The sequence below is a fragment of the Neobacillus drentensis NBRC 102427 genome (genome assembly GCF_001591445.1).
Classification (GTDB): Bacteria; Bacillota; Bacilli; order Bacillales; family Cytobacillaceae; genus Neobacillus; species Neobacillus drentensis.
This window is the reverse complement of the sequence record NZ_BCUX01000025.1, coordinates 21,877-44,708: the sequence shown is the minus strand read 5'-3', so window position 1 is coordinate 44,708 and position 22,832 is coordinate 21,877. Positions and strand designations below refer to the sequence as shown.

The 22,832-nt window shown below is 39.5% G+C and carries 23 protein-coding genes and 1 other annotated feature (1 of these 24 running past the window's edge); of the genes, 7 read left to right on the top strand and 16 right to left on the bottom strand.

Features of this window, described 5'->3' with window-relative positions; all coding sequences use genetic code 11:
- Positions 1-4: 4 nt before the first annotated feature.
- The gene (locus tag BDR01S_RS13850; protein ID WP_066258212.1) at positions 5-1,078 is read right to left on the bottom strand and encodes a M42 family metallopeptidase; all 1,074 of its coding nucleotides are present in this window, start codon (positions 1,076-1,078) and stop codon (positions 5-7) included.
- A 182-nt stretch (positions 1,079-1,260) separates the two neighbouring features.
- Between BDR01S_RS13850 and BDR01S_RS13845 the strand changes: the two genes are divergently transcribed.
- Positions 1,261-1,584 carry a PepSY domain-containing protein gene (locus BDR01S_RS13845; RefSeq protein ID WP_066258213.1) on the top strand — a complete coding sequence of 108 codons (324 nt, stop codon included), beginning with the start codon at positions 1,261-1,263 and terminating at the stop codon, positions 1,582-1,584.
- Between the two features lie 41 nt (positions 1,585-1,625).
- On the opposite strand, the gene BDR01S_RS13840 is transcribed toward BDR01S_RS13845, so the two are convergent.
- Positions 1,626-2,468 (bottom strand): YtnP family quorum-quenching lactonase, encoded by an 843-nt coding sequence (locus BDR01S_RS13840; RefSeq protein WP_066258217.1) that lies wholly within the window; start codon positions 2,466-2,468, stop codon positions 1,626-1,628.
- Positions 2,469-2,558: 90 nt separating this feature from the next.
- Positions 2,559-3,200, bottom strand: a complete 642-nt coding sequence (gene trmB / locus BDR01S_RS13835) for a tRNA (guanosine(46)-N7)-methyltransferase TrmB (RefSeq protein ID WP_066258218.1) — start codon at positions 3,198-3,200, stop codon at positions 2,559-2,561.
- A gap of 163 nt (positions 3,201-3,363) precedes the next feature.
- Here trmB and BDR01S_RS13830 point away from each other — a divergent pair, with 163 nt between their 5' ends.
- A complete protein-coding gene (locus BDR01S_RS13830) occupies positions 3,364-3,642 on the top strand; it encodes a YtzH-like family protein (protein ID WP_066258220.1) in 279 nt (92 codons plus the stop codon).
- Here the strand turns inward: BDR01S_RS13830 and BDR01S_RS13825 are convergent, their stop codons facing one another.
- From BDR01S_RS13825 to thpR, 4 genes are all read right to left on the bottom strand, one after another.
- Entirely contained in the window at positions 3,643-4,416 is a 774-nt protein-coding gene (locus BDR01S_RS13825) for a phosphotransferase family protein (protein ID WP_066258222.1), read from the bottom strand. It lies immediately after the preceding gene.
- A gap of 218 nt (positions 4,417-4,634) precedes the next feature.
- Complete coding sequence (gene pulA, locus BDR01S_RS13815) at positions 4,635-6,767, bottom strand: type I pullulanase (protein ID WP_066258225.1); 2,133 nt, start codon at positions 6,765-6,767, stop codon at positions 4,635-4,637.
- Entirely contained in the window at positions 6,754-7,737 is a 984-nt protein-coding gene (locus BDR01S_RS13810) for a diacylglycerol/lipid kinase family protein (RefSeq protein WP_066258227.1), read from the bottom strand. Before BDR01S_RS13810 ends, pulA begins: the two co-directional genes overlap by 14 nt.
- A 15-nt stretch (positions 7,738-7,752) precedes the next feature.
- On the bottom strand, positions 7,753-8,328 hold the full coding sequence (gene thpR, locus BDR01S_RS13805; protein ID WP_066258229.1) for an RNA 2',3'-cyclic phosphodiesterase: 576 nt from the start codon (positions 8,326-8,328) through the stop codon (positions 7,753-7,755).
- A gap of 170 nt (positions 8,329-8,498) precedes the next feature.
- On the opposite strand from thpR, the gene cysK reads away from it, so the two are divergent.
- The gene (gene cysK, locus BDR01S_RS13800; RefSeq protein WP_066258231.1) at positions 8,499-9,428 is read left to right on the top strand and encodes a cysteine synthase A; all 930 of its coding nucleotides are present in this window, start codon (positions 8,499-8,501) and stop codon (positions 9,426-9,428) included.
- 46 nt (positions 9,429-9,474) lie between these two features.
- Here the strand turns inward: cysK and dat are convergent, their stop codons facing one another.
- Entirely contained in the window at positions 9,475-10,347 is an 873-nt protein-coding gene (dat, locus tag BDR01S_RS13795; protein WP_066258232.1) for a D-amino-acid transaminase, read from the bottom strand.
- A gap of 387 nt (positions 10,348-10,734) precedes the next feature.
- Here dat and BDR01S_RS13790 point away from each other — a divergent pair, with 387 nt between their 5' ends.
- Both BDR01S_RS13790 and BDR01S_RS13785 read left to right on the top strand, forming a co-directional pair.
- Complete coding sequence (locus tag BDR01S_RS13790) at positions 10,735-10,956, top strand: DeoR family transcriptional regulator (protein ID WP_066260326.1); 222 nt, start codon at positions 10,735-10,737, stop codon at positions 10,954-10,956.
- A 418-nt stretch (positions 10,957-11,374) separates the two neighbouring features.
- The gene (locus tag BDR01S_RS13785; protein ID WP_066258233.1) at positions 11,375-12,730 is read left to right on the top strand and encodes an amino acid permease; all 1,356 of its coding nucleotides are present in this window, start codon (positions 11,375-11,377) and stop codon (positions 12,728-12,730) included.
- A gap of 85 nt (positions 12,731-12,815) precedes the next feature.
- Here the strand turns inward: BDR01S_RS13785 and BDR01S_RS13780 are convergent, their stop codons facing one another.
- From BDR01S_RS13780 to speD, 3 genes are all read right to left on the bottom strand, one after another.
- A complete protein-coding gene (locus BDR01S_RS13780) occupies positions 12,816-13,151 on the bottom strand; it encodes an ArsR/SmtB family transcription factor (RefSeq protein ID WP_066258235.1) in 336 nt (111 codons plus the stop codon).
- A complete protein-coding gene (locus BDR01S_RS13775) occupies positions 13,152-13,577 on the bottom strand; it encodes an SRPBCC family protein (protein ID WP_066258237.1) in 426 nt (141 codons plus the stop codon). It lies immediately after the preceding gene.
- Between the two features lie 281 nt (positions 13,578-13,858).
- Positions 13,859-14,668, bottom strand: coding sequence for an adenosylmethionine decarboxylase (speD, locus tag BDR01S_RS13770; RefSeq protein WP_066258239.1), 810 nt, complete (start codon positions 14,666-14,668; stop codon positions 13,859-13,861).
- Between the two features lie 183 nt (positions 14,669-14,851).
- Between speD and BDR01S_RS13765 the strand changes: the two genes are divergently transcribed.
- Complete coding sequence (locus tag BDR01S_RS13765) at positions 14,852-15,286, top strand: Dps family protein (RefSeq protein ID WP_066258241.1); 435 nt, start codon at positions 14,852-14,854, stop codon at positions 15,284-15,286.
- A gap of 290 nt (positions 15,287-15,576) precedes the next feature.
- On the opposite strand, the gene BDR01S_RS13760 is transcribed toward BDR01S_RS13765, so the two are convergent.
- Together BDR01S_RS13760 and BDR01S_RS13755 are read right to left on the bottom strand one after the other, a co-directional pair.
- Positions 15,577-16,296: a 16S rRNA pseudouridine(516) synthase gene (locus BDR01S_RS13760; protein ID WP_066258243.1), complete on the bottom strand. Its 720-nt coding sequence runs from the start codon at positions 16,294-16,296 to the stop codon at positions 15,577-15,579.
- 29 nt (positions 16,297-16,325) lie between these two features.
- Positions 16,326-17,936 carry a putative polysaccharide biosynthesis protein gene (locus BDR01S_RS13755; RefSeq protein ID WP_066258245.1) on the bottom strand — a complete coding sequence of 537 codons (1,611 nt, stop codon included), beginning with the start codon at positions 17,934-17,936 and terminating at the stop codon, positions 16,326-16,328.
- Positions 17,937-18,141: 205 nt separating this feature from the next.
- Between BDR01S_RS13755 and BDR01S_RS13750 the strand changes: the two genes are divergently transcribed.
- Positions 18,142-19,416, top strand: coding sequence for a BaiN/RdsA family NAD(P)/FAD-dependent oxidoreductase (locus tag BDR01S_RS13750; protein WP_066260327.1), 1,275 nt, complete (start codon positions 18,142-18,144; stop codon positions 19,414-19,416).
- 7 nt (positions 19,417-19,423) lie between these two features.
- On the opposite strand, the gene BDR01S_RS13745 is transcribed toward BDR01S_RS13750, so the two are convergent.
- The 3 genes from BDR01S_RS13745 to leuS form a co-directional block, all read right to left on the bottom strand.
- On the bottom strand, positions 19,424-19,609 hold the full coding sequence (locus tag BDR01S_RS13745; protein ID WP_066258247.1) for a sporulation protein Cse60: 186 nt from the start codon (positions 19,607-19,609) through the stop codon (positions 19,424-19,426).
- A 308-nt stretch (positions 19,610-19,917) separates the two neighbouring features.
- Positions 19,918-20,232 (bottom strand): rhodanese-like domain-containing protein, encoded by a 315-nt coding sequence (locus tag BDR01S_RS13740; RefSeq protein WP_066258249.1) that lies wholly within the window; start codon positions 20,230-20,232, stop codon positions 19,918-19,920.
- Positions 20,233-20,286: 54 nt separating this feature from the next.
- Positions 20,287-22,704, bottom strand: a complete 2,418-nt coding sequence (gene leuS, locus BDR01S_RS13735; protein WP_066258251.1) for a leucine--tRNA ligase — start codon at positions 22,702-22,704, stop codon at positions 20,287-20,289.
- A 42-nt stretch (positions 22,705-22,746) separates the two neighbouring features.
- Positions 22,747-22,832 (bottom strand) — a binding site (T-box leader); it runs 138 nt beyond the window's last position.

Here is a 22,832-nt window from a genome sequence, read left to right as displayed (position 1 = left end):
AATATCAGCTGTTAGCTTTAATGGTATCGACCGTTGTTTGGTCACATGCCTTAACTAGTTTCACAATTAGTTCCTTAGCCGCTGCATAATCATCTACATGAACGATAGAGGCATGGGTATGAATATAACGCGAACAAATACCGATGACCGCGCTTGGAACTCCCTCATTTGATTGATGAACACGGCCTGCATCCGTTCCGCCCTGCGAAACAAAATATTGGTATGGAATTTTATGTGTTTCCGCTGTATCGAGTACAAACTCTCTCATCCCGCGATGCGTCACCATTGTCCGGTCAAGAATGCGGAGCAACGCCCCTTTACCTAATTGACCAAACTCATTTTTATCTCCTGTCATATCATTTGCTGGGCTTGCATCTAGAGCGAAGAAGATGTCAGGGTTTATCATGTTGGCGGCTGTTTGTGCCCCGCGTAAACCCACCTCTTCTTGAACCGTTGCTCCTGAATAAAGCGTATTTGGTAACTTTTCATCTTTTAATTCTTGAAGCAGTTCAATCGCAAGACCGCAGCCGTAACGATTATCCCAGGCTTTAGCTAATATCTTCTTCGGATTCGCCATTGGCGTGAATGGACAAATAGGCAAGATGGCCTGACCTGGCTTAATCCCTATTCGTTTCGCATCTTCACGATCATCGGCACCGATATCAATCAGCATATTTTTAATTTCCATTGGTTTGTTGCGCTTGGCATCGTCTAATAGATGGGGTGGAATCGAACCAACAACACCAATAACGGGACCATTATTTGTCATTATTTGAACACGCTGGGCAAGTAAAACCTGGCTCCACCATCCGCCAAGTGGCTGAAAACGAAGCATCCCATTTTCGGTAATTGATGTCACCATGAAGCCGACTTCATCCATATGACCAGCTACCATGACAGTAGGACCTGTCTCCGTGCCTCTTTTTACACCAAAGATGCTGCCAAGATTATCTTGAACAATTTCATCTGAGTATTGGGATAATTGTTCCCTCATGAATTTTCTTACTAAGTGTTCATTTCCAGGGGCACCTGGAAGCTCTGTTAACGTTTGAAAAAGCTTTAAGGTTTGTTCGTTCATTTTTCCTGAAGCTCCTTTGGTTTCTCAAATTTATTTATGTAGATAATTTTATATTACAGAATTATGGTTTCTCTTTCCACCAATTGAATTTAATATTGGTAATAGTATGTTCCTACCAACAAATACGATATACTGAGAGGAGAATCCTATCTTTTCCAAATTTACCTTTTGGAGGTCCTGCTATGAATTGGAAGTCGTTTCTCCTCGGTGCAGCAGTTGGTATCATCGGAGGATATGCTGCAAAAGAAGTTATTGCCTGTAAAACGTATGTCTCACCTGAAAAAATCTTAGAACAAGTGAAAAAACAATTTAATCAAAATGGGCCAATCAGTGGAGCATGGATACATATGGAAGCAGAGCCGTATGAAAAGCAGCAAATCAATTATCGTGTCTACAAGGGTGGAATATCTAAAAATAACAATGGTACAACCGAGCAATTTGAATTTATTGCAGATGCGCAAACAGGAACACTTATCGACGTGCGTACCTTATCTGGTATTTCTTAACCGAAATAGCCGTTCCCTCCATGGATACGGCTATTTTTAGCTTATCTTTCCCTCTTAATGCTCTCAACTATTTGTTTTCCTTCTTTATCCCACTTTACTGCACGATAAAATGCATCATGATAAAAGCTGAACCAAGCGTTTTTTGCCATTCCGTAGGGCAGCCATTTTTCTTTTGCCGCGATAGAGGTCATCGGGTAATCATCATAGGACATTACCCATAATACTGGTTGGTGGGCATGTGTGGGCATCAGGTCCGCCATATGAATTAATGTTTCTCCCGCGTCCTCTATGATGAGGATGGAATGTCCATCACTATGACCACCCGTATGGACCATTGTAATCGCTCCAAAACTCCACTTTTCTTCAAATGGAACCACCTGTGACTCAATAGCTTCCCAATTCTCTTTCCAATATGTATTCTTTGAACGAATATTGGGACTCTGCATTTCGTCCCATTCTACTTGTGAAGTTATAATTTGTGCATTGGGAAATGCGGAAACATATTGGCACTTTCCAAGTTTTGTCAGACCGCCAGCATGGTCAAAGTGCAAATGGGTCATTAAAACGTAATCAATCTCCTCTGCTTTTAAACCTAACCTTTCTAACGATTCATCTAGCTCCGATTCTCTAGTGACACCATAGTTTCTTAATTGCTTTTCCGTTAACTTCCCTTTTCCAAGCCCAGTTTCAACTAAGAAATTCTTTCCATCCATTTGCAAAACAAAAGGATCTGTTGGCAATTCAATCTGGTTTCTCTCATTGTGCGGATATTTCTTAGACCATAACCCTCTTGGAACAACCCCAAACATTGCCCCGCCATCTAAATTGGTTACCCCTCCAGATAACCACGTTAGTGAGACGCCGCCAATTTTTAATGTTTCCAACTTCTCATCCCCCTTTTTTCTATATTTTAACATTGACTCCAAGGTTAAAGAAACCAAAAAGAACAGTTCAAAATTGAACTGTCCCCAAAATCAGTTTGGATATTTGACTTCACAGCGGTAAATTCGATGACCTTTTTCTGAAAATTTTTCTTCATACTCTGTCATGATGTTTCCTTCATACTCACTATTATGAAAGTCTAGGCTTACATATTTTAATAACAATCCGTATTTGGAAAAACTCATTAACGAATATTCAAATAAACCCTGATTGTCGGTTTTAAAATGAATTTCCCCGCCATCAACCATAATTTCCTCATATAGCTTTAAGAAATCTTTATACGTTAATCTTCTCTTTTCATGGCGTCCCTTTGGCCATGGATCGGAAAAGTTTAAATAGACCTGATTCACATCATTCTTCGCAAAGTATTTCGCTAAATCATTTGCATTTACATTAAGAAGCCTAAGATTCGGCAAATTTGCTTCAATTAAACGGTCTAAAGCCGTAATGATGACACTATCGTATAGTTCAATCCCCATATAATTAATCCCCGGATTTGCTTTCGCCATTTCGGTCATAAATTGACCCTTGCCTGTACCTACTTCAATATGAAGGGGCTGATTATTACCAAATACTTCGTGCCATTTTCCTTTATATTGTTCTGGATTGGCAACTACATATTGAGGGTACTGGTCTATTTTTTCCTTTGCCCAAGGTTTATGCCTGACTCTCATTGATGACACTCCTAAAAATAATATTGTTTACTACCTATCATGCACCATTTGTCCTTACAAATTTAACTATCTGGAAATAAGATGATGCATAAACAAAAAAAGAATTCACAACCTAACAGTGTGAATTCTTGTTTTTAAATAACACTTGAGAGGGTGTACATTCATGCCATTAAGTCATGGTGACCAAGTTACACTGTTAAAAGATATACTAAACAACCACCAAACAGATTGTTGCGGGTCCGTTGCAGAATGCGAACAACTGGAGCGCTTAGTGAAATCCCTAATGGTAAACACACAAGTTGATCAAAATGTAAAAAATATCTTACAAGAAGTATACCAATACAGCCAGCATGGGGTTGGTACTGCAGATTTAGATCAACACATCTTATCTAACCAAGAAAACTTATCAAATTGGGTAAGTGATATTGGACAGTTTTCTTAACTAGAGAATTTCATCTAGAAACTTGATCCACTTGTTCATTTCTTCCAAGCGATCTTTATTTTTATACCATTGGATCGAAGAAAGAGTTTGAATGGTCACATACCACTTCATGCGCAGTTTTAGATCTTCTGTCAGCTTTTCACCATAAAGCTCTAGCCAATCCTGCCAGTTATTCTCTGGAATATACCAATAAAGGAGCAATCCCAGGTCAATGGCAGGGTCGGCAATCATTGCCCCGTCCCAATCAATCAAATACAACTGGTTGTCTTCTGCAAGCAGCCAGTTGTTATGGTTGACATCACCATGACAAACCACTTTTTCATCGCAATAGACGTTTAAAGCTTCCTTTTTTAAAAAGTCCATTGCTTTTTGCGATTCAGGCAAGTGGAGCACCTCTTCATCTAACTCGTTCGCAACCCTTTGCAATAATGGTTCGGGATGTAATGGAGCGCTCTCTAGCCGGCTTAACATTCCTAGCATCGGCTCTGAGCAATGAATTTTCTTGAGCAGTCTCGCCACGAGCTCTTGGTTCATCTCTGACGGCTTTAACTCTCTGCCAGGAAGCCATTGCTGTGCAGTTATGACATCTCCACTTTCCAACCGTTTTGTCCATACAAGCTTTGGGACAATACCTTCAGCTGAAAGAACAGCAAGGAACGGAGACGAATTCCGCTTTAAGAAAAGTCTTTGGTCTTTATATTTCGCATAAAAGGCTTCACCTGTTTTGCCTCCAGCAGGGGTAATTTCCCATTCTTGTCCAAATATATGATCCAAAATTGCTCACCTTCAATTTATGCCGTTCTAATGGGCTTATTCCCCTTCTGTTTAAGAGGTAAAACCAGTGTTGCCGGAAGGTCTTATATTACCACAGTTTCATCAACAGCTTATTATTTTTTTAAAATAAAAAAAGCTATTGAAACCATTGCACACAATAGCCATCATAATAAATTTTATCTCGAATTACCTTTTTTCGTCAAGTAAATCTGAAGAAACTATTTTTTTAGCAAAACATTAATGGATACTGGTTCCAAAATAATTTCCCCACCAGACAAAAACTTCTTGGAAGAAACTTCGGCTTGGTTATGATCTGCTATCACTGCCCAATCCCCATCTGGAATTAAAACTGTTTGCTTCTTGGATGAAGAGTTAATGAATAAGATTATCTCATCCTCTCTGGTAAACAAATATCCCAACACCGGTACTTCACATTGTAATTGGCGGATATTTGTACGAATTTCAGCAGCAGTTCTCATTCGGAAACAAGGAAACTCTTTACGGATTTGAATAATCCCTTTAATATATTTTACGTTTTCTTTATACAAAATCTTTCGTTCCCAATCCAGCTGATTGGTTTCATCCGGGGAACGATAACTATTCCCATCACCCTTTTTTGTCCGAAAGAACTCTTGACCGCTGTGAAGAAAAGGAATTCCTTGTGACAATAAGACAATACTTGTGGCGAGACGATGATATTTGATTCGTAAAGAATCATCTGCATCAGGGAGACAAGCGAGAAGTTTATCCCACATTGTATGATTATCATGGCATTCTACATAGTTCACAGATTGGAACGGTTCATGAAAAATAGCCGACCCCTGTGTCGTGAAACCGATACTCCCAGTAATTACCTCATTCGCAGCCTCTAGGTAGTGCTCATTTCCTAAAGCGTAGCCCTTATCAAATAAATTAAAGGAACTACCCTTTATACAATCACGAAATCTATCATTGAATTGAGCTATGTTTGGCATCTTTGCCTGATTGGCAATAGTTGCTTTCTGCTCGACTGGAAGTGGTGTGTTCAGACTCCAGCCTTCACCGATGATTATTGTTCCTTTTGACAGTCTGTCGCACTCTTTCCTTACTTCAGACATGGTCTGTACATCCAATATTCCCATCAAGTCAAAACGAAATCCATCGATATGATATTCCTTCAGCCAAAACGAAATGGAATCGATAATATATTTTCTGACCATTTTCCGTTCCGATGCAATATCATTCCCCACACCAGTCCCATTGGAAGGGAGTCCAATGTCATTATGGCGAAAATAATAACCCGGGACCACCTTTTCAAAGGAGGAAGTCTCACGGATGTAAACATGGTTATAAACTACATCCATGATTACTCGAAGACCAAGACTATGAACTTGATCAATTAACTGTTTTAATTCAAGGATTCTTGAATAGGGATTGGCAGGATTCGTTGAATAGCTTCCTTCGGGAGCGTTAAAATGGAGCGGATTGTATCCCCAGTTATATTCATTACTCGGCCTCAGTTCATCCACACCGGCAAAATCATGGAAGGGGAGGAATTCTATATGGGTAATCCCCAAGTCTTTCATATAAGATAACCCTGTAGGTTCTCCGTCAATCCCTTTTGTATTTAGCTCAGCTGCACCAAGATAAAGTCCTTTATTCTGTACACCGCTTTTGGAGTGTATGGTGAGGTCCCTAATATGTGTTTCATAAATGATGGCATCTACAGCACTTTCAATAGAGGGTAAGCCTAGACGCGGCCTACGTGTTTTCTCAAGACTCACAATGACTCCAAGCTCTCCGTTGACAGTCACCGCCTTAGCATAAGGATCGACTGCCTCACGCCATTCTTGATTCACAAGGATGAGGAAACTATAATGATAGAATTCTAAATCTCTGTTAACAGTCACTGACCATATGCCGCGATCCTCACGTTTCATTTTTACAATTTCTGAAAAACTGCTATTAGCAGGCCGTAACTTTAATTTTACTTGAGTGGCGGTAGGTGCCCAGAGTTTAAAACGGGTTTGCCCAGCATGTAGGGTAACTCCAAGGTCATTACCATCATAATAGAATTTCTCATCAAAGGCTTCCGTACGAATCACAGCACCAATTTGCAGGTCAGTTTTCCCACCATGTTCATCAATAATCATATATTGTTTATCAAAGGAGTAATCCTTTGAGAATTCACAAATATATTTCATTTTATTATCAATTTGTATCTTCTCAATGATTTTCAAAGGATGTTCTTGAAAATCACTCGAAATTAAGAAAGAGGATGACAAACCGTGATGGTAGGAAAGTGGAAGAAGAATCGTAATGATCTTCATCTCATCTAGATAGGCAAAGAAATTTCGGTCAGTAGCAATCATTCGAGTCCCTCTCTTTCAACTCCACTTCTTCCGCACGTTTTCTTCTCGTTAATACCTGTAAAGCGCTAGCTTGAAGGTGGATATTTAAAGGTGTAAATCCAATATGCTCCCCATCTGCATGGACAAATAGTTTTGCCTGGGACCGGATGGAAACATCCCTGCCTATATATGTTTTTACTTCTTTAAAATGGATATGACGCCCCCAAAACACACTGATAAAAACAAGTAAGAGCTTCCATCTGGATAATCTTTGAACAACGGTTATATCAAATAATCCATCATCAGGCTCGGCAGCAGGAGCAATTTTCATCCCCCCACCATAAAATGGTTGATTGGAAACCGTTACAAACCATGTTTGTTCAAATATATGCTTTTCTCCGTCAATTGATAAATCAATTGTGGAGGTTTTATAAGTAAATAATTTTTTTAAGAGAAAAAAAACATAAACCATCCTGCCCAGCGAAAGTTTATTTAATATAGCCTTCATCCTGGATTGATTCACTTCATAGGAAATGGTGGCATCAAATCCTGCCCCCATATTGTTAATAAAATAGTGCTCAGCGGCATTATTCATGGTAATTTTCCCCACATCAATCGGCTGACCTGTTTGTTTTGCCAGGCGGAGAATCACCTCTAATGCTTCGACGGGGTCGACAGGAACTTGAAATCCTCTTGAAAAATCATTCCCAGACCCGCCTGGAATAAATCCTAATGTAATATGATGCTCCTTCACTGCACCATTCACCACTTCATGCATCGTTCCATCCCCGCCAACTGCAATGATCATCTTTTGCTCCGAGTTCTTTAGTGCTATTTGGCCGGCAAGGATACTTGCATGACCTGGATATTCAGTAAAGAAAGCAAGATAGGGTACCTTTTTAACCTTAAGCTGCCTTTCCACTCTCTCCCATATTGTAAAGCAGTGGCCGTTGCCGGCTTTTGGATTAACAATAAAGTAAATTTCTTTCATAAGACCAACCTTTAGTTAATTTTTATCTACTAGCGGATATATTTTTATCGCTTCATACTTTGGTGTTTGATCAAGGTGTGTTTGATAAATCACTACTTCACTTGCTTCGAATGTTAGGGGGACAGGCTGGAATTCATCCCAAAGACCAAGCAGTTCATTTTGGAAAGATTGTTCCCCTTTCCACTTTCTAGCAAGAGTGATATGAGGACGAAATGGTCTTGTTTCAAGCTGAAACCCAGCTTCCTCACAAGCGGAAAATACCTTTTTTCTAATCGATTGCAGATTTTTGCTTTCCTCGGTATCAGCCCAAAAAACACGCGGAGAGTCGACACTTCCAAAAAATCCAAGTTTATTGATTTTCAAAGTAAATGCTTGCTCATCTTTAAGTGCTTCTTGAACTTGATTCTCCACCTGTTTAAGTTTATCAGGTGGAGCACTGCCTAGGAATGCTAAGGTTATATGCAAATCTTGATAATGGACCCAACGGCTAAATGGGATCTTTTCCTTTATTTTTTCGATATGTTCTTGCATCCTTAATTTCGTTTGTTCCGGAATTCTTACGGCAAAGAAAAAATGAGAGCGATGTTCCATTGTGATGTTCCTTTCTTCTCTGAGTTAATTTTAGTCTATTTTGTCCTAAATGTATCTAATAACAGACAGACAATTGACCGATTTTTTTTACAAAGCCTTTAAACTTATTTATGATGAAGTAGGAATCTAAAATCTAAGAATTTACTACAAGTATTGAAAGGACGGTCCTTATGAAAGTAGTTAACAATATCGCTGAATTAATCGGGGATACACCCTTAGTTAAATTAAACCGATTAGCACCAAAAGACGGTGCCGCGGTTTATTTAAAGCTGGAGTACTTTAACCCCAGCAAAAGCGTAAAAGACCGGGCAGCTTTTAATATGATTATCGAAGCAGAAAAGGCTGGAAAATTAACAGCAGGTTCAACTATTATAGAGCCGACCAGTGGCAATACAGGGATTGGCCTTGCCATGAATGCAGCGGCTAGAGGCTATAGGTCTATTATTGTGATGCCTGATACAATGACACAAGAGCGAATCAGCATCCTAAGAGCATACGGCGCAGAGGTTGTCCTTACTCCCGGAGATGAGAAAATGCCAGGTGCGATAAATAGGGCACTCGAATTAGCAAAGGAGATTCCCAATAGTTTTGTCCCGATGCAATTTGAAAATCATGCAAACTCGGATGCCCACCGATTCACTACCGCAGTTGAAATTATCGAAGCAATGAAAGAAATTGGGAAACCGCTGGCTGCTTTTGTTGCCACAGCTGGAACTGGTGGAACCATCACTGGCACAGGGGAAACCTTAAAAGAGCACTATGAAAACTTAACGGTTCATGTGGTTGAGCCAAAGGGCTCACCTGTTTTGTCAGGCGGGAAACCAGGGAAACACAAGCTGGTTGGGACTAGCCCAGGTTTTATCCCAGTTATTCTTAATCAAGATGTTTATGATGAAATTCATCAAATTAATGATGAAGATGCCTATGATATCGCACGCCGTTTGGCGACCGAAGAAGGAATTCTTGTCGGACCATCCTCCGGCGGAGCCTGCTTCGCAGCCCTAGAAGTGGCTAAACGCTTAACTCCTGATGATGTTGTTGTTTGTATTGCCTGCGATACCGGGGAAAGGTATTTATCTAGTGACTTGTTTCAGTTCTAATCAAAAAAAGACGTGGACACTTTACTTCTGTGCTCACGTCTTTTTTCTAATTAAAAATTTTATCCTTAAGTGTTCCGCATTGTTTTTCAATTTCTTGCTCAAATAATTCCTGCAGCTTTCTTGTAATAGGTCCGGGTAAACCATCCGCAACAGGCTTCCTATCCACTTCAATAATCGGCATGACCTCTGCAGTTGTACTTGATAGGAACACCTCATCAGCATTCGCCAATTCCTCAAGTGTAAATGCTCGTTCTTCCACCACGATATTGTTGTTTGTACAGACCTGCAAAATGACATCCTTTGTAATCCCTTTTAAAATGAGGTTATCCGATTGATGCGTGCTGACAACGCCGTTTTTAACGACAAAGATGTTGGAGGAACTTCCTTCCGTCACTTCTTCGCTGCGATGCTGAATCGCCTCAAAGCAGCCTTCAACAGCGGCTTTTTGCTTTGCTAATAGATTGCCTAGCAAATTCAAACTTTTTATGTCACAGCGCAGCCAGCGAATATCTTCTGTTACGATTGTTCTTACACCAGCATTCAAGCTTTCCAAAGGTCTGGCTACTTTCTTTGTATAGGCTACAAGACTCGGGGTTATATTTTCCGTCGGGAAAGCGTGATTACGAGGTGCGACTCCCCTCGTAATCTGCATATAAATTGTCCCTAACTTTAGATTATTTTTTGCAATAAGCTCTTCAAGTAATCCTGTTAAATGCTCTTTCGTGTATGGAAGTGTGATTCCAATACTATCCAAACTTTTTTCAAAACGATTGAGATGTTCAGTTGCTGTGAACATTTTTCCATTATAGACACGGATAACCTCGTACACGCCATCGCCAAATTGATAGCCACGGTCTTCTACATCAACCTTTGCTTCTGAACGCTCAATAATATTCTCATTTAAGATTGCAAAATTCATTCTCCTATTCCCCTTTTACCATCTATTCATTCCTTGCCAATTCAAAAAAAATCAAATAATTTAACTAAAAATTCAAATAATTTGTCATAATCCAAACATTAAACCCCATAACCTATAGTAAGAGTATAGCAAAGGAGGGCAAATATCCGAACAATTTATGTAAATTTTTGAAGATTATTTTGTAAATTTAAGTATATTGGTGGAAATTTTCTGATTTTGTGGTTACAATAAGGTTAGATGAGACATATTGTATCCACAGTAATCATCTATGAAAAGGAGATGTCTGCGCGGAAAAGAAAACTACATATTCTTGAAGAGGAATCTTCAAATAGGCTGTCGGTAGCAGGGTATTGCCATGGGTTTGAAAAAAGGATAGGGAGTGGTTCTTTGAAACCTTCAACTAACCGGATGTTAAACCGCATCAAATGTATCTACATGTTTATCCGCAATAACGGCACTGTTTCTACGCAAGAACTTGTAGAGGAATTTGGTATCACTCCTCGCACCATACAACGAGATCTAAATGTCTTAGCCTATAATGACTTGGTAATTAGCCCAAGCCGCGGAAAATGGACTACTACACAAAAAAGAGTAAAAATGTCGTCTTAATAAAATAGAACAATATCATAAAAAAACACGCGAAACCGTCGCGTGTTTTTTGTTTGTCTAAAATCAATGGTGTTCATGTAATTGGTCAGTAATACTGTCAGTGATTCTGATATATTCCTGTTCACTTAAAATGCCTAGTTTTCTAAATACATATGAATAAATGAAAATCCTCCGTTGCAATCGAGGGGTTACGAACATATTAATCATCTCCTGCCTTAATTTATTATATTCGCCATATCAAACAAAGTTTCCTTCAACCAAAAAAAATTCTTTCCGTTAATATTTTAACCTTAAGGAAAATGACACCAGCTCATCAGCACTAATTGACAGTTTTCAATAGTATGGTAGTATAGTAATATAAAAAATGCTTTAGCGCTTAAAAGCGTCTAAGTGAAAAAGAAAAGTAGGTAGGAATTACATGGAAAATAATCAGCAGAACTTAAAAAAAGGATTATTACCGAGGCATGTCCAGTTTATCGCCTTGGCTGGTATGATTGGTACAGGAATTTTTAAAGGCAGTTCCGATACATTAGCGATTGCCGGACCGAGTGTAGTAATTGCCTATTTAATTGGCGGTCTATTACTCTTTATCATTATGGCTGCCTTAGGGGAAATGGCGCTTGCTTTTCCGAATTTAAACGTCCAGCATCTAGTAAACAAGGCATTTGGTTTCCAAGTTTCATATATCGTTGGATGGCTTTACTGGATCAATTGGATTCTTGTTACAGTTGTTGAATTATTAGCTGCAGGAAGTTTTCTGCAATTTTGGTTTCCTGCCATACCCTTATGGCTGCTAAGTTTCCTTTGCGCAGTTATAATCGTAGGAATTAATTTTACTCAAGTAAAAAATTATGGGGAACTTGAATTTTGGTTTGCTGGAATTAAAATTATTGCTCTAATAGCGTTTATCGTTTTAGGCTTTTCACTTCTATTAGGAATTATTCCAAGTTCGATCCGGGACCCGCTCTCAAACTACACAGCCCACGGCGGATTTTTCCCGCACGGAATGGGTGGAACTTTCAGCGCCTTTTTAGTGGTTATGTTTTCCTATGGTGGTGCGGAGTTAATCGGGGTTGCTGTTACTGAAACAAAAGATGCCGAGAAAGTACTGCCCAAAATTATTAAAGGCGCAGTTTGGCGTGTCATTATTTTTTACATTTTACCAATTCTTATCATTTGTGGACTCATGCCTTGGAACAAGGTTACGGGAGCAGACAGTCCTTTCGTTCAGGTCTTCAGTACAACCGGGTTACCGGGAGCAGCACATATAATGAATTTTGTTCTTTTAACAGCGGTGCTTTCGGCAGCAAATTCAGGTATCTATGCGACATCCAGAACGCTGTTTTCCATGGCACAAAGTGGCGTTGCACCTAAAGGGTTAGCAAGACTCTCTACAAAAGGAATCCCATTAACAGGAATTATGCTTACAAGTATTTGTATACTAGCAGGTGTTTACTTAGCCTATTTAACACCTAGTCAGGTTATTGGTTATCTCATGACCATACCAGGGTTTACGGTCATGTTAATCTGGATTAGTATTTGTGCGGCCCAGCTTAAATTAAGGCCGCTTTACAAAAGCAAGCCAGCTTTTAACGTAAAATGGTTTCCTTATACGACTATCTTTGCAATTGTATCTTTAAGTATTATCTTTATTGGATTTGTGTTTAATCCGAATAATTTAATTGGTACATCCGTTAGCTTGGCAACGATTGGCTTTCTAATCATCCTCTCTTTTATTGTTAGACGAAAGAGTGTTAATGAAATCCTCGTATAATGAAACAAAAAAAGTGATACCCAGCATATATGGGTATCACTTTTTTAATTCCTTTTGTCAGATTGCTTATCAATTGGGGAGAATGTTATTCGTCTTCTTTTCCATCCGCTTCAACAAACAGCCTAAGTGCTGACAATTTATTTTCCCAAAATAACTCGAAATATTGAAGCCAATCTTTTAATTCATATAAGGGCTCAGGCTCAAGCTTGTACCTTGTTTCCCTGCCTGCTTTTCGTTCCTTAACCAACCCCGCATCTGCTAATACCCGTAAATGCTTAGACACAGCGGTTCTGCTGATCGGAAAGTGTTCACTTATCGCCGTGACAGGCATCTCTTCCTTGCTAAGAAGTTTTAACAGTTTCCGTCTTGTTGGATCAGCGATGGCTTGGAAGACATCATGCTTAGCTGAGGAAGCTGCCATTTATGCCTCAACAAAGGCTTGTAATTTTTTCACAAGACCTGCCCAGCCTTGATTCATGTTGTCGCGAATTGGAGTGTGCGGCGCACCAAATTCAGTAACTTTGTTTGCGTCCCAACCTCCATGGGTTAACGTTAATTCTGTTTTATCATCCAGTTCTTTTAATTCAAATGTTAGAGTCCAATCTTTTCCCCAATTAAAAGAAAGTTTGTTAGGTGGATCCACATGTGTTACCTTACATGGTGACATCCCAAATTGTGCTGCATTTAAATGAAATTCATGTCCTTCAACTGGTTGGAGATCATTTGGCATGAACCATGCACCTAGACCTTCTGCTGTCGCTACAGCATCCCAAACTTTTGCAATTGGAGCATTATAAACGACCGTATATTTAATATCTTCTAATGTTGCCTGTGACTCATTTGCCATATTAATTTCCTCCTCTAATTGTGCTCGATTATTGCTTCGTTACGAAACCATTTGGTTTCACATTAAGACTATATAACACCATATGGTTGCACGTCAAGCACTTCTATTATAAAAGAAATTGCTGACTTCCGATTTAGTAACTTCACCGTTTTTTCAATCACTATACTTGAATCCGATAATTAGATGAAATACCTGCAATTGATGATAAAAATAGAATGTCTTATCATCTGTTGGATGATTAATTTTAAGCAAGCAAAAAGAGCGCGAAACCCGTGCTCTTTTTATTGGACTATATTTTTTCCATAAAAGATTTCGTCCATCTCAATCTTTAAACGCTCGGTGATCTCGATATGTTCATCAGGTGTTAATTTATCTTTTGTATAACCAAACAAATAGTTATTTAAATCAAATTCACGCAGTTTGCATTTCGTGTGAAAAATATGCTCCTGATAGACATTGACGTCAATCATATCGAATAACTCACCGACATCTTCCGGGATGTAATTCTGAATGGAATTTATCTCATGGTCAATAAAGAGTTTATGCCCTGTCTTATCCCTCGTAAAGCCGCGGACCCGGTAATCAATTGTCATTACATCCGTCTCAAATGACCTGATTAAATAATGGAGAGCCTTAAGCGGCGAAATTTCACCACAGGTAGAAACATCAATATCCGCTCTAAACGTGCTAATTCCTTCATCTGGATGAAATTCCGGGTATGTATGGACCGTAATATGACTTTTATCTAACTGCATCACCACCGACTCCGGCAGCGGCCCAGGGGATTCTTCAAAGGATTCAGACGGTGCATTCGCAACCGGCCCCTCGGATACCAACAGGGTCACGCTCGCCCCAGCGGGTTCAAAGTCCTGGCTCGCCACATTTAAAACATGTGCACCAATGATATCTGAAACATGTATTAGTATTTTTTGCAGCCTGTCCGCACTGTATTGTTCATCAATATAATTCAAATAAGCTTCACGCTCTTCCCGGGTTCTCGTATAACAAATGTCATACATATTAAAGCTTAACGATTTCGTTAAGTTATTAAAGCCGTGTAACTCTATTGCCTGCTCGTGAGTAAGTTTCATGACCGTTCCCCCTTAATATTAAGGTATCCTTTCAAGTAAATATTATTAAGTTACCCAGAGTTCTCCCTAGTTACTATTTTTAAAAAATGTTTTTACCTTATTTATAATGATTATAATTTAATATTTACTTTTAAATAATATATGTTATAATTAACTTAGATAAGAAATTAGGAGGAATGCTAAATGACAGTTGAACAAATGATAAACCTACAAATCGCAAATTGGAATGTCCTATATACTAAATTACATCGTTTCCACTGGTATGTGAAAGGTCCTCACTTCTTTACCTTACATGCCAAATTTGAAGAATTATATGAGGAAGCCGCAGGGACCATTGATGAGTTTGCTGAGCAATTATTAATGATTGGCGGTAGTCCAATTTCTACGCTTAAAGAATATCTTCAACTTGCAACGATTGAAGAAACCAGTGAAACCTTATCTGCTGAAGAAATGGTTCAAACAATCGTTCATGACTTTTCATTAATCATTGATGAGTTAAAAGCGGGGATGGAAATTGCTGAACAAAACAATGACGAAGTAACCAGTGATATGTTTTTAGAACTTATCGGAAAACTTAACAAACATAATTGGATGTTGAAATCCTTTTTAGAGGCTTGATTGAAATGAACGTTAATTTAGGACAAGGCTTAATGCTTTGTCCTTTTTACGCAATAATCAACCATATTAAGAATATGGATTCGCTGATAGAACATAGGAATTCGCTGATAGAATTGCTAAATTCGCCGATAGAATGTCCAAATTCGCTGATTGGATTCTTAAATTCGCCGATAGAACTTCTTGAAGGCAAGAAAATTCTACATTCACGCTTAACTAACGTTTTTTCATAGCAAAACTTTTATAAAAAGGAAAAAGCAGCTATTTTTTTAGCTGCTTTTTCCTTTTTAAGATTATTTAACTTGATATTCTCGCAATAACTCTATTTCTTCGTCTGTAAGTTCCCGATACTCACCTAACTCCAATGTCTCATCCAATGGTAAAGGACCCATCGAAATTCGCTGCAAGTAAACTACACTTTTCCCTACAGCTTCAAACATTCTTTTTACCTGATGAAATTTACCTTCAGTGATGGTTAACTCGATATCGGAACGAATACCGGATTTTATTATTTTCATTTCTCCCGGCTTTGTTTCGTAGCCATCATCTAAGGTAACTCCATTAGCAAAGGCCACCACATCTTCTTCCGTCACTTCACCGTCAATGACAGCAAAGTATGTCTTTGGAACATGCTTTTTCGGAGAAAGCAAACGATGCGCCAACTGACCGTCATTGGTAATTAGCAGTAACCCTTCTGTATCCTTGTCTAATCTTCCGACAGGAAACGGTTCGTAGACCTGGTCCTCAAGCTCTAGTAAATCGATGACAGTTTCAGCGTTGTTATCTTCCGTAGCTGATAATACCCCCTGCGGCTTATTCATCATCAGATAGATAAATTCTTTATATTCAATAACTTCTCCATTTAATGTCACGGTTTGTATAGATGGATCCACATGCTGTTTTGCATCCTTGACGACTACATCATCAACCTTGACCGCACTGCTTTTTAGAAGCTGCTTCACTTCTTTCCGGCTGCCATAGCCAAGATTAGCCAGCATTTTATCAATTCTCAACTGTTCCATCTCCTTTTTAAGAAGATTTTTTAAAATCTTAACCTTAGTTTTTGCTTAATTCGATCAACCCTATTACCAAATAAGCGGTTCACTAGTCCTGATTTCAGTCCTAAGTAAAAATAGATAACAGCCCCAACTCCGGCACTGATTAGAATAAGCAAAACGGATTGACTCTTCGATGCAGGTGAAAGGAATAATAATAGTAATTTGTAGACAATCTCTGTTCCGGCCCACATTAATCCTGCGAAGATGACAATTAATAAACTTCTTCTCCACACGAGCAGGTATCGATAGCCTGAAAATGACTTAATAACAATTAGGTTAATGACAATTGCCGCAGTATATCCAAGTGCGGTAGCAAGAACGGCCCCTCTTGTTTCAAACATTTTTATTAATGGCATGTTAAGAGCAAGTTTTAGTAACAGACCAACAAGTAAGCTTAAGATGGTAAAGCGCTGCTCGTTAATCCCCTGCAAAATAGCCGCCGTGACAGAATAGAGAGAAAAAAGAATCGCAACGGGTGCATATGCTGCTAATACTTGTGTCCCAAGACTATCGTGTTCATAAAATGCTGTGTAAACCGGCTCTGCCAATAAAGAAAGCCCAATCGCCGCTGGTAAGGTTAAATAGAGCATTACTTGAAAAGTCTGGTTTAATTGATGGTTTAAGTTCTTGCGGTCATTTTCTACAAATGCCTTTGTAATGCTCGGTACTAACGTTAATGAAAAGGCAGTTGCGAGTGATACAGGAATAATAACAATTTTATGGGACTCAAAATTCAAGATCCCAAAAGCTGTATCCGCCAATTTCTGATTAATCCCAACATCCATCATGGCTCGTGTCATCGTAATTTGATCAATGAATTGAAATAATGGATTCGCAATCCCAACAAAAACGAAGGGTGCCGCATATATGAAAATTTCTTTGTATATATCCTTTAAGGAGACATTAATCGTCCCTTTATCATGCTCAAGAAGCTCATTTAAATAGGACTTTCTTTTAAACCAATACCAAAATAAAACAGCTAATCCCCCGATAGCTCCGATAAACGCCGCGAAGGTAGCCACACTAACGGCGGAAACAATTGTCCCATTTAAAAATTTCAGAACAATATAGGCCCCTGCAAGGGTGAAAACAATTCGTACAATTTGTTCGACGACTTGTGAAACGGCTGAAGGTCCCATTGATTGGTGTCCTTGAAAATAACCTCTGATTAAGCTCATAAATGGAACAACAATCAAGGCAAAACTAACCGCTCTAATCACAGTTATGACATTGGCCATTTGTCCTTTACCGGGATGGCTTAGCCCTGCCAATAGCGGTGCTGCAAAATACATGACTAAGAATGCGGCAAACCCGGTTAGGAGCATGACCACCAGTCCCGATTTAAAGAGCTTCCGGCCAACGGCATACTCTTCAAGCGCGTTATATTTAGCAATAAACTTTGAAACTGCCAGTGGTACACCTGCGGTTGCGATACTGATAAAGATGGTATAAGGGACATACGAGTAAGAATAAAGCTGCGTCCCGTATTTCCCAACAATTTGATAAAACGGAATAACATAAATTAATCCGATAACCTTAGATAGTATTGTTCCAAAGGTTAAAATAAATGTTCCTCGCAAAAGCTTTGATTGCATAGAATCCCTTCCTACCCGAAGAAATGCGTGCGCTTTTTCACAAACGAATTTCGACTTTTTTTGCACACTATTAGTAGTTTACAACTTCTTTCACTCTCGCGCTACTAACAACCAAGTTAATTTTATGAAAAACTAGCCACATTCGTTTTATTTTGATGATAAATGTTTATAATGGAGTGATGGATTAATGAAAAGTGGTGGAAATATGAATTATGATGTAATTGTCATCGGCGGCGGACCTTCTGGGTTAATGGCAGCGATTGCGGCTGGTGAAAAAGGTGCCAAGGTATTATTAATTGATAAAGGTGACAAGCTCGGCAGAAAGCTGGCAATATCCGGCGGCGGGCGCTGTAACGTAACAAATCGCCTCCCAATTGAGGAAATTATCAAGCACTTGCCGGGAAATGGTAAGTTTTTATATAGTGCCTTTTCAATCTTTAGTAATGAAGATATTATTAAGTTCTTTGAAAAATTAGGAATTGAATTAAAGGAAGAAGATCACGGGAGAATGTTCCCCGTTTCCAATAAGGCTCAATCGGTCGTTGACGCGCTATTAACTCAATTAGAAAAGCTTCATGTCAGGATTTTTAAGAATAGCCCTGTTGAAGACCTATTCTATGAAAATGGAACTGTTTCTGCTGTCTTGTTGAAGGACGGTCAAAAATTATCAGCTAAATCGATTGTGATTGCTGTTGGAGGAAAGTCCGTTCCACATACCGGTTCAACGGGTGATGGCTATGCCTGGGCGAAAAAAGCAGGACATACCATTACGGATTTATTCCCAACGGAAGTCCCGGTCACCTCTAGCGAACCTTTTATTAAAAACAAAACCCTCCAAGGTTTATCGCTAAGAAGCGTTGACTTAAGTGTGTTAAATCCAAAAGGAAAGCCAATTATCTCGCATCGCATGGATATGATCTTTACTCATTTTGGACTCAGCGGACCTGCTGTACTTCGCTGCAGTCAGTTCGTGGTCAAAGCCCTGAAGAAGTGGAATCTCAAAGAAGTAACGATGAGCCTCGATGTCTTGCCTGATAAAAAAGAAGAAGAAGTTTTTCAAGAGATTATCAAACTCGTCAAAGCCGAACCAAAGAAAAGTATTAAAAACACGTTAAAAGGGCTCCTTCCTGAACGTTATCTACTTTTTCTATTAGAAACTAATGGGATTGACCCAGCTGAGCAGGGTGGCACGATTTCCAATGAAAAAATTCGTAGTTTTACAAAAACCTGCAAGCAATTCTTGATTAAAGTAAATGGGACTCTGCCTCTTGAAAAAGCATTTGTTACCGGCGGAGGCGTGTCTGTTAAAGAAATCGAGCCGCAAACGATGGGCTCTAAATTAATGAATGGGTTATACTTTTGCGGTGAAATCCTTGATGTTCATGGTTATACGGGAGGATATAATGTTACCTCGGCACTTGTGACTGGAAGGCTGGCTGGAACAAACGCTGCCCAATCTGCAAAAAATAAAAAGGTCTGACTATTTGTCAGGCCTTGTAAATAATCATCGCTGAAAAACAATAAATCTGCTCCTCTTCTTCTTCCTCCGCCATAGCGGCCACATTATATTTAATATCGAGCAGGCTAGTTTCATCTATTCCTTTTAAAAAACGATTCATTTCCTTCTCTAAATCCTTCTCATGCTCCCGGTCAAACAACTTAACCTGTATCACTTTTCTCTCTCCCTCTCTTTTTTACTACTATTATTAACAACTTATCTGAATTTTAAAAATAAATAGATTGAAAAATTAAGTTTATTTTAAGATTCACCTTGTAAACTCCTTCTTAGAAAGACAGTTTCACATTTAGAAGTCGGCGCTTGTAAATCACGGCTATGCTAAATCCATCGAAATGATTAAAAGGAGGGAGATAGTCTTGGTCAAGAGTGAATAAATAGAAACGATGTTCAGGCAGTGGTTATTAACAAAGTCTGCGAAAAAAAATCGGCTATCAAAAAAAACCGATTCCATGGCGGAATCGGTTATTCTGTGTATTCGGTCTCTCCAGTCCATGCGAGCATGCCGCCAACCATATTGCGGACCTTATAGCCTTGGTCGTGCAGGTAATTACAGACATTGCCACTGCGGCCACTTGAGCGGCAGATAAAAATATATTCTTTGTTTTTGTCAAAATAGTCGAGTTTAGTAGGAATGTCGCCCATGCGAATATGGGTAGCCCCAGGGACCATTCCGAATACTACTTCTTCATCTTCCCTTACGTCGACAAGCTCAAGTTTTTCCCCTGCCTCAAGCTTCTTTTGTAATTCTTCTGGTGTAATCGTTGGAATTTGTTCCATTAAGTCCATCCCCTTTTAGAAAAACAGCCCCAGCGATGGGGCCGATTAATTATTCTAATTTGCTACAATATTAACAAGTTTTCCTGGAACTGTTATTACCTTGCGAATTGTTTTTCCTTCAATTTGTTCTTTTATGTGGGCATCTTCCATTGCAATGCCTTCAAGTGACTCTTTGCTTGCATCTGTTGGTACCATAAGTTTTGTTTTTACTTTGCCATTAACCTGGATGACAATTTCAACTTCATCATCGACTAGTTTCGCTTCATCATAGGCAGGCCATGTTTGGTAAGTTATCGTTTCCCTGTGACCTAACTTTTCCCATAGCTCTTCCGCGATATGCGGGCAAATTGGTGCAAGTAATTTAACAAATCCCTCAATGTACTCTTTCGGAAGTACAGTTGCTTTATAGGCTTCATTAATAAATACCATCATTTGTGAAATCGCCGTATTAAATCGTAAGCCTTCATAATCCTCCGTTACTTTTTTCACGGTTTGATGATAGACTTTTTCTAAACTTGAAGTTTCTTCGTTGGATTGAATCTTCGGATTTAATTCACCGTTTTCCTCAACCAATAAGCGCCAGATCCGATCTAAGAAGCGGCGGGAACCATCTAACCCGTTTGTCGACCAAGCAATCGATGCATCAAGCGGTCCCATGAACATTTCATAAAGACGAAGAGTATCAGCACCGTGGCTGTCAACGATATCGTCTGGGTTTACCACATTCCCTTTTGACTTACTCATTTTTTCATTACCTTCACCTAAAATCATTCCTTGGTTAAATAGCTTTTGGAATGGTTCTTTAGTAGGGACGACACCGATATCGTACAAGAACTTGTGCCAGAAGCGCGCATAAAGTAAATGCAACACGGCATGTTCGGCACCGCCAATGTAGATATCAACTGGAAGCCAATGATTTAATTTTTCCTGTGAAGCAAGTGCCTGATCATTTTCCGGATCGATATAGCGTAAATAATACCAGCAGCTGCCCGCCCATTGCGGCATTGTATTGGTTTCACGACGTCCCTTTTTACCTGTTGCCGGGTCCACAACATTCACGAATTCAGCGATGACGGCTAATGGTGATTCCCCAGTCCCTGATGGACGGATTTCTGTAGTTTTTGGTAGCATTAATGGAAGTTGGTCTTCTGGAACGGCTGTCATTGTACCATCTTCCCAATGAATAATCGGAATTGGTTCACCCCAATAACGCTGACGGCTAAATAACCAGTCACGTAAACGGAAAGTTACCTTTTTGGTGCCGATCCCTTTTTCTTCTAACCAAGCAATCATTTTTTGAATGCCTTCCGTTTTATCCAAACCATTTAAGAAATCAGAGTTAATATGTTCTCCGTCTCCTGTATAGGCTTCTTTTTCAATATCTCCACCAGCAACAACAGCTTTAATCGGCAAGTTAAATTCCTTTGCGAATTCATAGTCACGTTCATCATGTGCAGGAACCGCCATGATAGCACCAGTTCCATAGCTTACTAGTACATAATCAGCAATCCAGATTGGCATTTTCTCACCGTTGGCAGGATTGATAGCATAAGCACCGGTAAATACGCCAGTTTTCTCTTTTGCAAGGTCTGTCCGCTCTAGGTCGCTCTTCGTTTTTACTTTATCTAAATAAGCATCAACCGCAGCACGCTGTTCAGCCGTTGTAATTTTATCAACAAACGCATGTTCAGGCGCAAGCACCGCATAGGTCGCACCGAATAAGGTATCTGGTCGAGTAGTGAATACAGTGAATGTCTCGTCGTGACCTTCAATAGAGAAAGTTACTTCCGCACCTTCTGAACGACCGATCCAGTTACGCTGCATTTCCTTTAAGCTTTCCGGCCAATCAAGCTCTTCAAGGTCTTCAAGTAAACGGTCACCGTATGCAGTGATTCTTAACATCCATTGTTTCATCGGACGGCGTTCCACCGGGTGACCGCCGCGTTCACTTTTGCCATCAATGACCTCTTCGTTCGCTAGTACAGTTCCAAGTGCAGGGCACCAGTTTACCGCTACTTCATCGACATAGGCTAAGCCTTTTTCAAATAGTTTCAAGAAAATCCATTGCGTCCATTTGTAGTATTCAGGGTCGGTTGTATTGACTTCACGATCCCAATCATAAGAGAATCCTAATGATTTAATTTGGCGGCGGAACGTATTGATATTATGTTCTGTAAATTCCGCTGGGTCATTCCCCGTATCCAATGCGTATTGTTCCGCAGGTAAACCGAATGCATCCCAGCCCATTGGATGAAGAACATTGTATCCCTGCATCCGCTTTAAGCGGGAGAGGATGTCGGTTGCTGTGTAGCCTTCAGGGTGTCCAACATGTAGTCCGGCTCCTGACGGGTATGGAAACATATCTAAAGCGTAGAATTTTCTTTTGTCATATTCTTCGCTTGTTTTAAATGTTTTTTCTACTTCCCATTTCTTTTGCCACTTCTGTTCGATGTGATTATGGTCGAAACTCATAATGCTCTTCCTCCTAAAAAAAAATAAAAAACCCCTCATCCCAAAAGGGACGAGAGGATTGTATGTATCTTCCCGCGGTACCACCCACATTAGTGCATTTAGTCTGCACTCGCTTCATTCATCCTTAA

Coding starts and splice junctions, on each gene's coding strand:
- thpR (WP_066258229.1), bottom strand. CDS start 8,328: ATGGAACATCGCTCTCATTTTTTCTTTGCCGTAAGAATTCCGGAACAA.
- cysK (WP_066258231.1), top strand. CDS start 8,499: ATGAAAGTAGTTAACAATATCGCTGAATTAATCGGGGATACACCCTTA.
- BDR01S_RS13845 (WP_066258213.1), top strand. CDS start 1,261: ATGAATTGGAAGTCGTTTCTCCTCGGTGCAGCAGTTGGTATCATCGGA.
- speD (WP_066258239.1), bottom strand. CDS start 14,668: ATGAAACTTACTCACGAGCAGGCAATAGAGTTACACGGCTTTAATAAC.
- leuS (WP_066258251.1), bottom strand. CDS start 22,704: ATGAGTTTCGACCATAATCACATCGAACAGAAGTGGCAAAAGAAATGG.
- BDR01S_RS13775 (WP_066258237.1), bottom strand. CDS start 13,577: ATGGCAAATGAGTCACAGGCAACATTAGAAGATATTAAATATACGGTC.
- BDR01S_RS13755 (WP_066258245.1), bottom strand. CDS start 17,936: ATGCAATCAAAGCTTTTGCGAGGAACATTTATTTTAACCTTTGGAACA.
- BDR01S_RS13810 (WP_066258227.1), bottom strand. CDS start 7,737: ATGAAAGAAATTTACTTTATTGTTAATCCAAAAGCCGGCAACGGCCAC.
- BDR01S_RS13765 (WP_066258241.1), top strand. CDS start 14,852: ATGACAGTTGAACAAATGATAAACCTACAAATCGCAAATTGGAATGTC.
- BDR01S_RS13750 (WP_066260327.1), top strand. CDS start 18,142: ATGAATTATGATGTAATTGTCATCGGCGGCGGACCTTCTGGGTTAATG.
- BDR01S_RS13780 (WP_066258235.1), bottom strand. CDS start 13,151: ATGGCAGCTTCCTCAGCTAAGCATGATGTCTTCCAAGCCATCGCTGAT.
- BDR01S_RS13740 (WP_066258249.1), bottom strand. CDS start 20,232: ATGGAACAAATTCCAACGATTACACCAGAAGAATTACAAAAGAAGCTT.
- BDR01S_RS13785 (WP_066258233.1), top strand. CDS start 11,375: ATGGAAAATAATCAGCAGAACTTAAAAAAAGGATTATTACCGAGGCAT.
- pulA (WP_066258225.1), bottom strand. CDS start 6,767: ATGATTGCTACTGACCGAAATTTCTTTGCCTATCTAGATGAGATGAAG.
- BDR01S_RS13850 (WP_066258212.1), bottom strand. CDS start 1,078: ATGAACGAACAAACCTTAAAGCTTTTTCAAACGTTAACAGAGCTTCCA.
- trmB (WP_066258218.1), bottom strand. CDS start 3,200: ATGAGAGTCAGGCATAAACCTTGGGCAAAGGAAAAAATAGACCAGTAC.
- dat (WP_066258232.1), bottom strand. CDS start 10,347: ATGAATTTTGCAATCTTAAATGAGAATATTATTGAGCGTTCAGAAGCA.
- BDR01S_RS13830 (WP_066258220.1), top strand. CDS start 3,364: ATGCCATTAAGTCATGGTGACCAAGTTACACTGTTAAAAGATATACTA.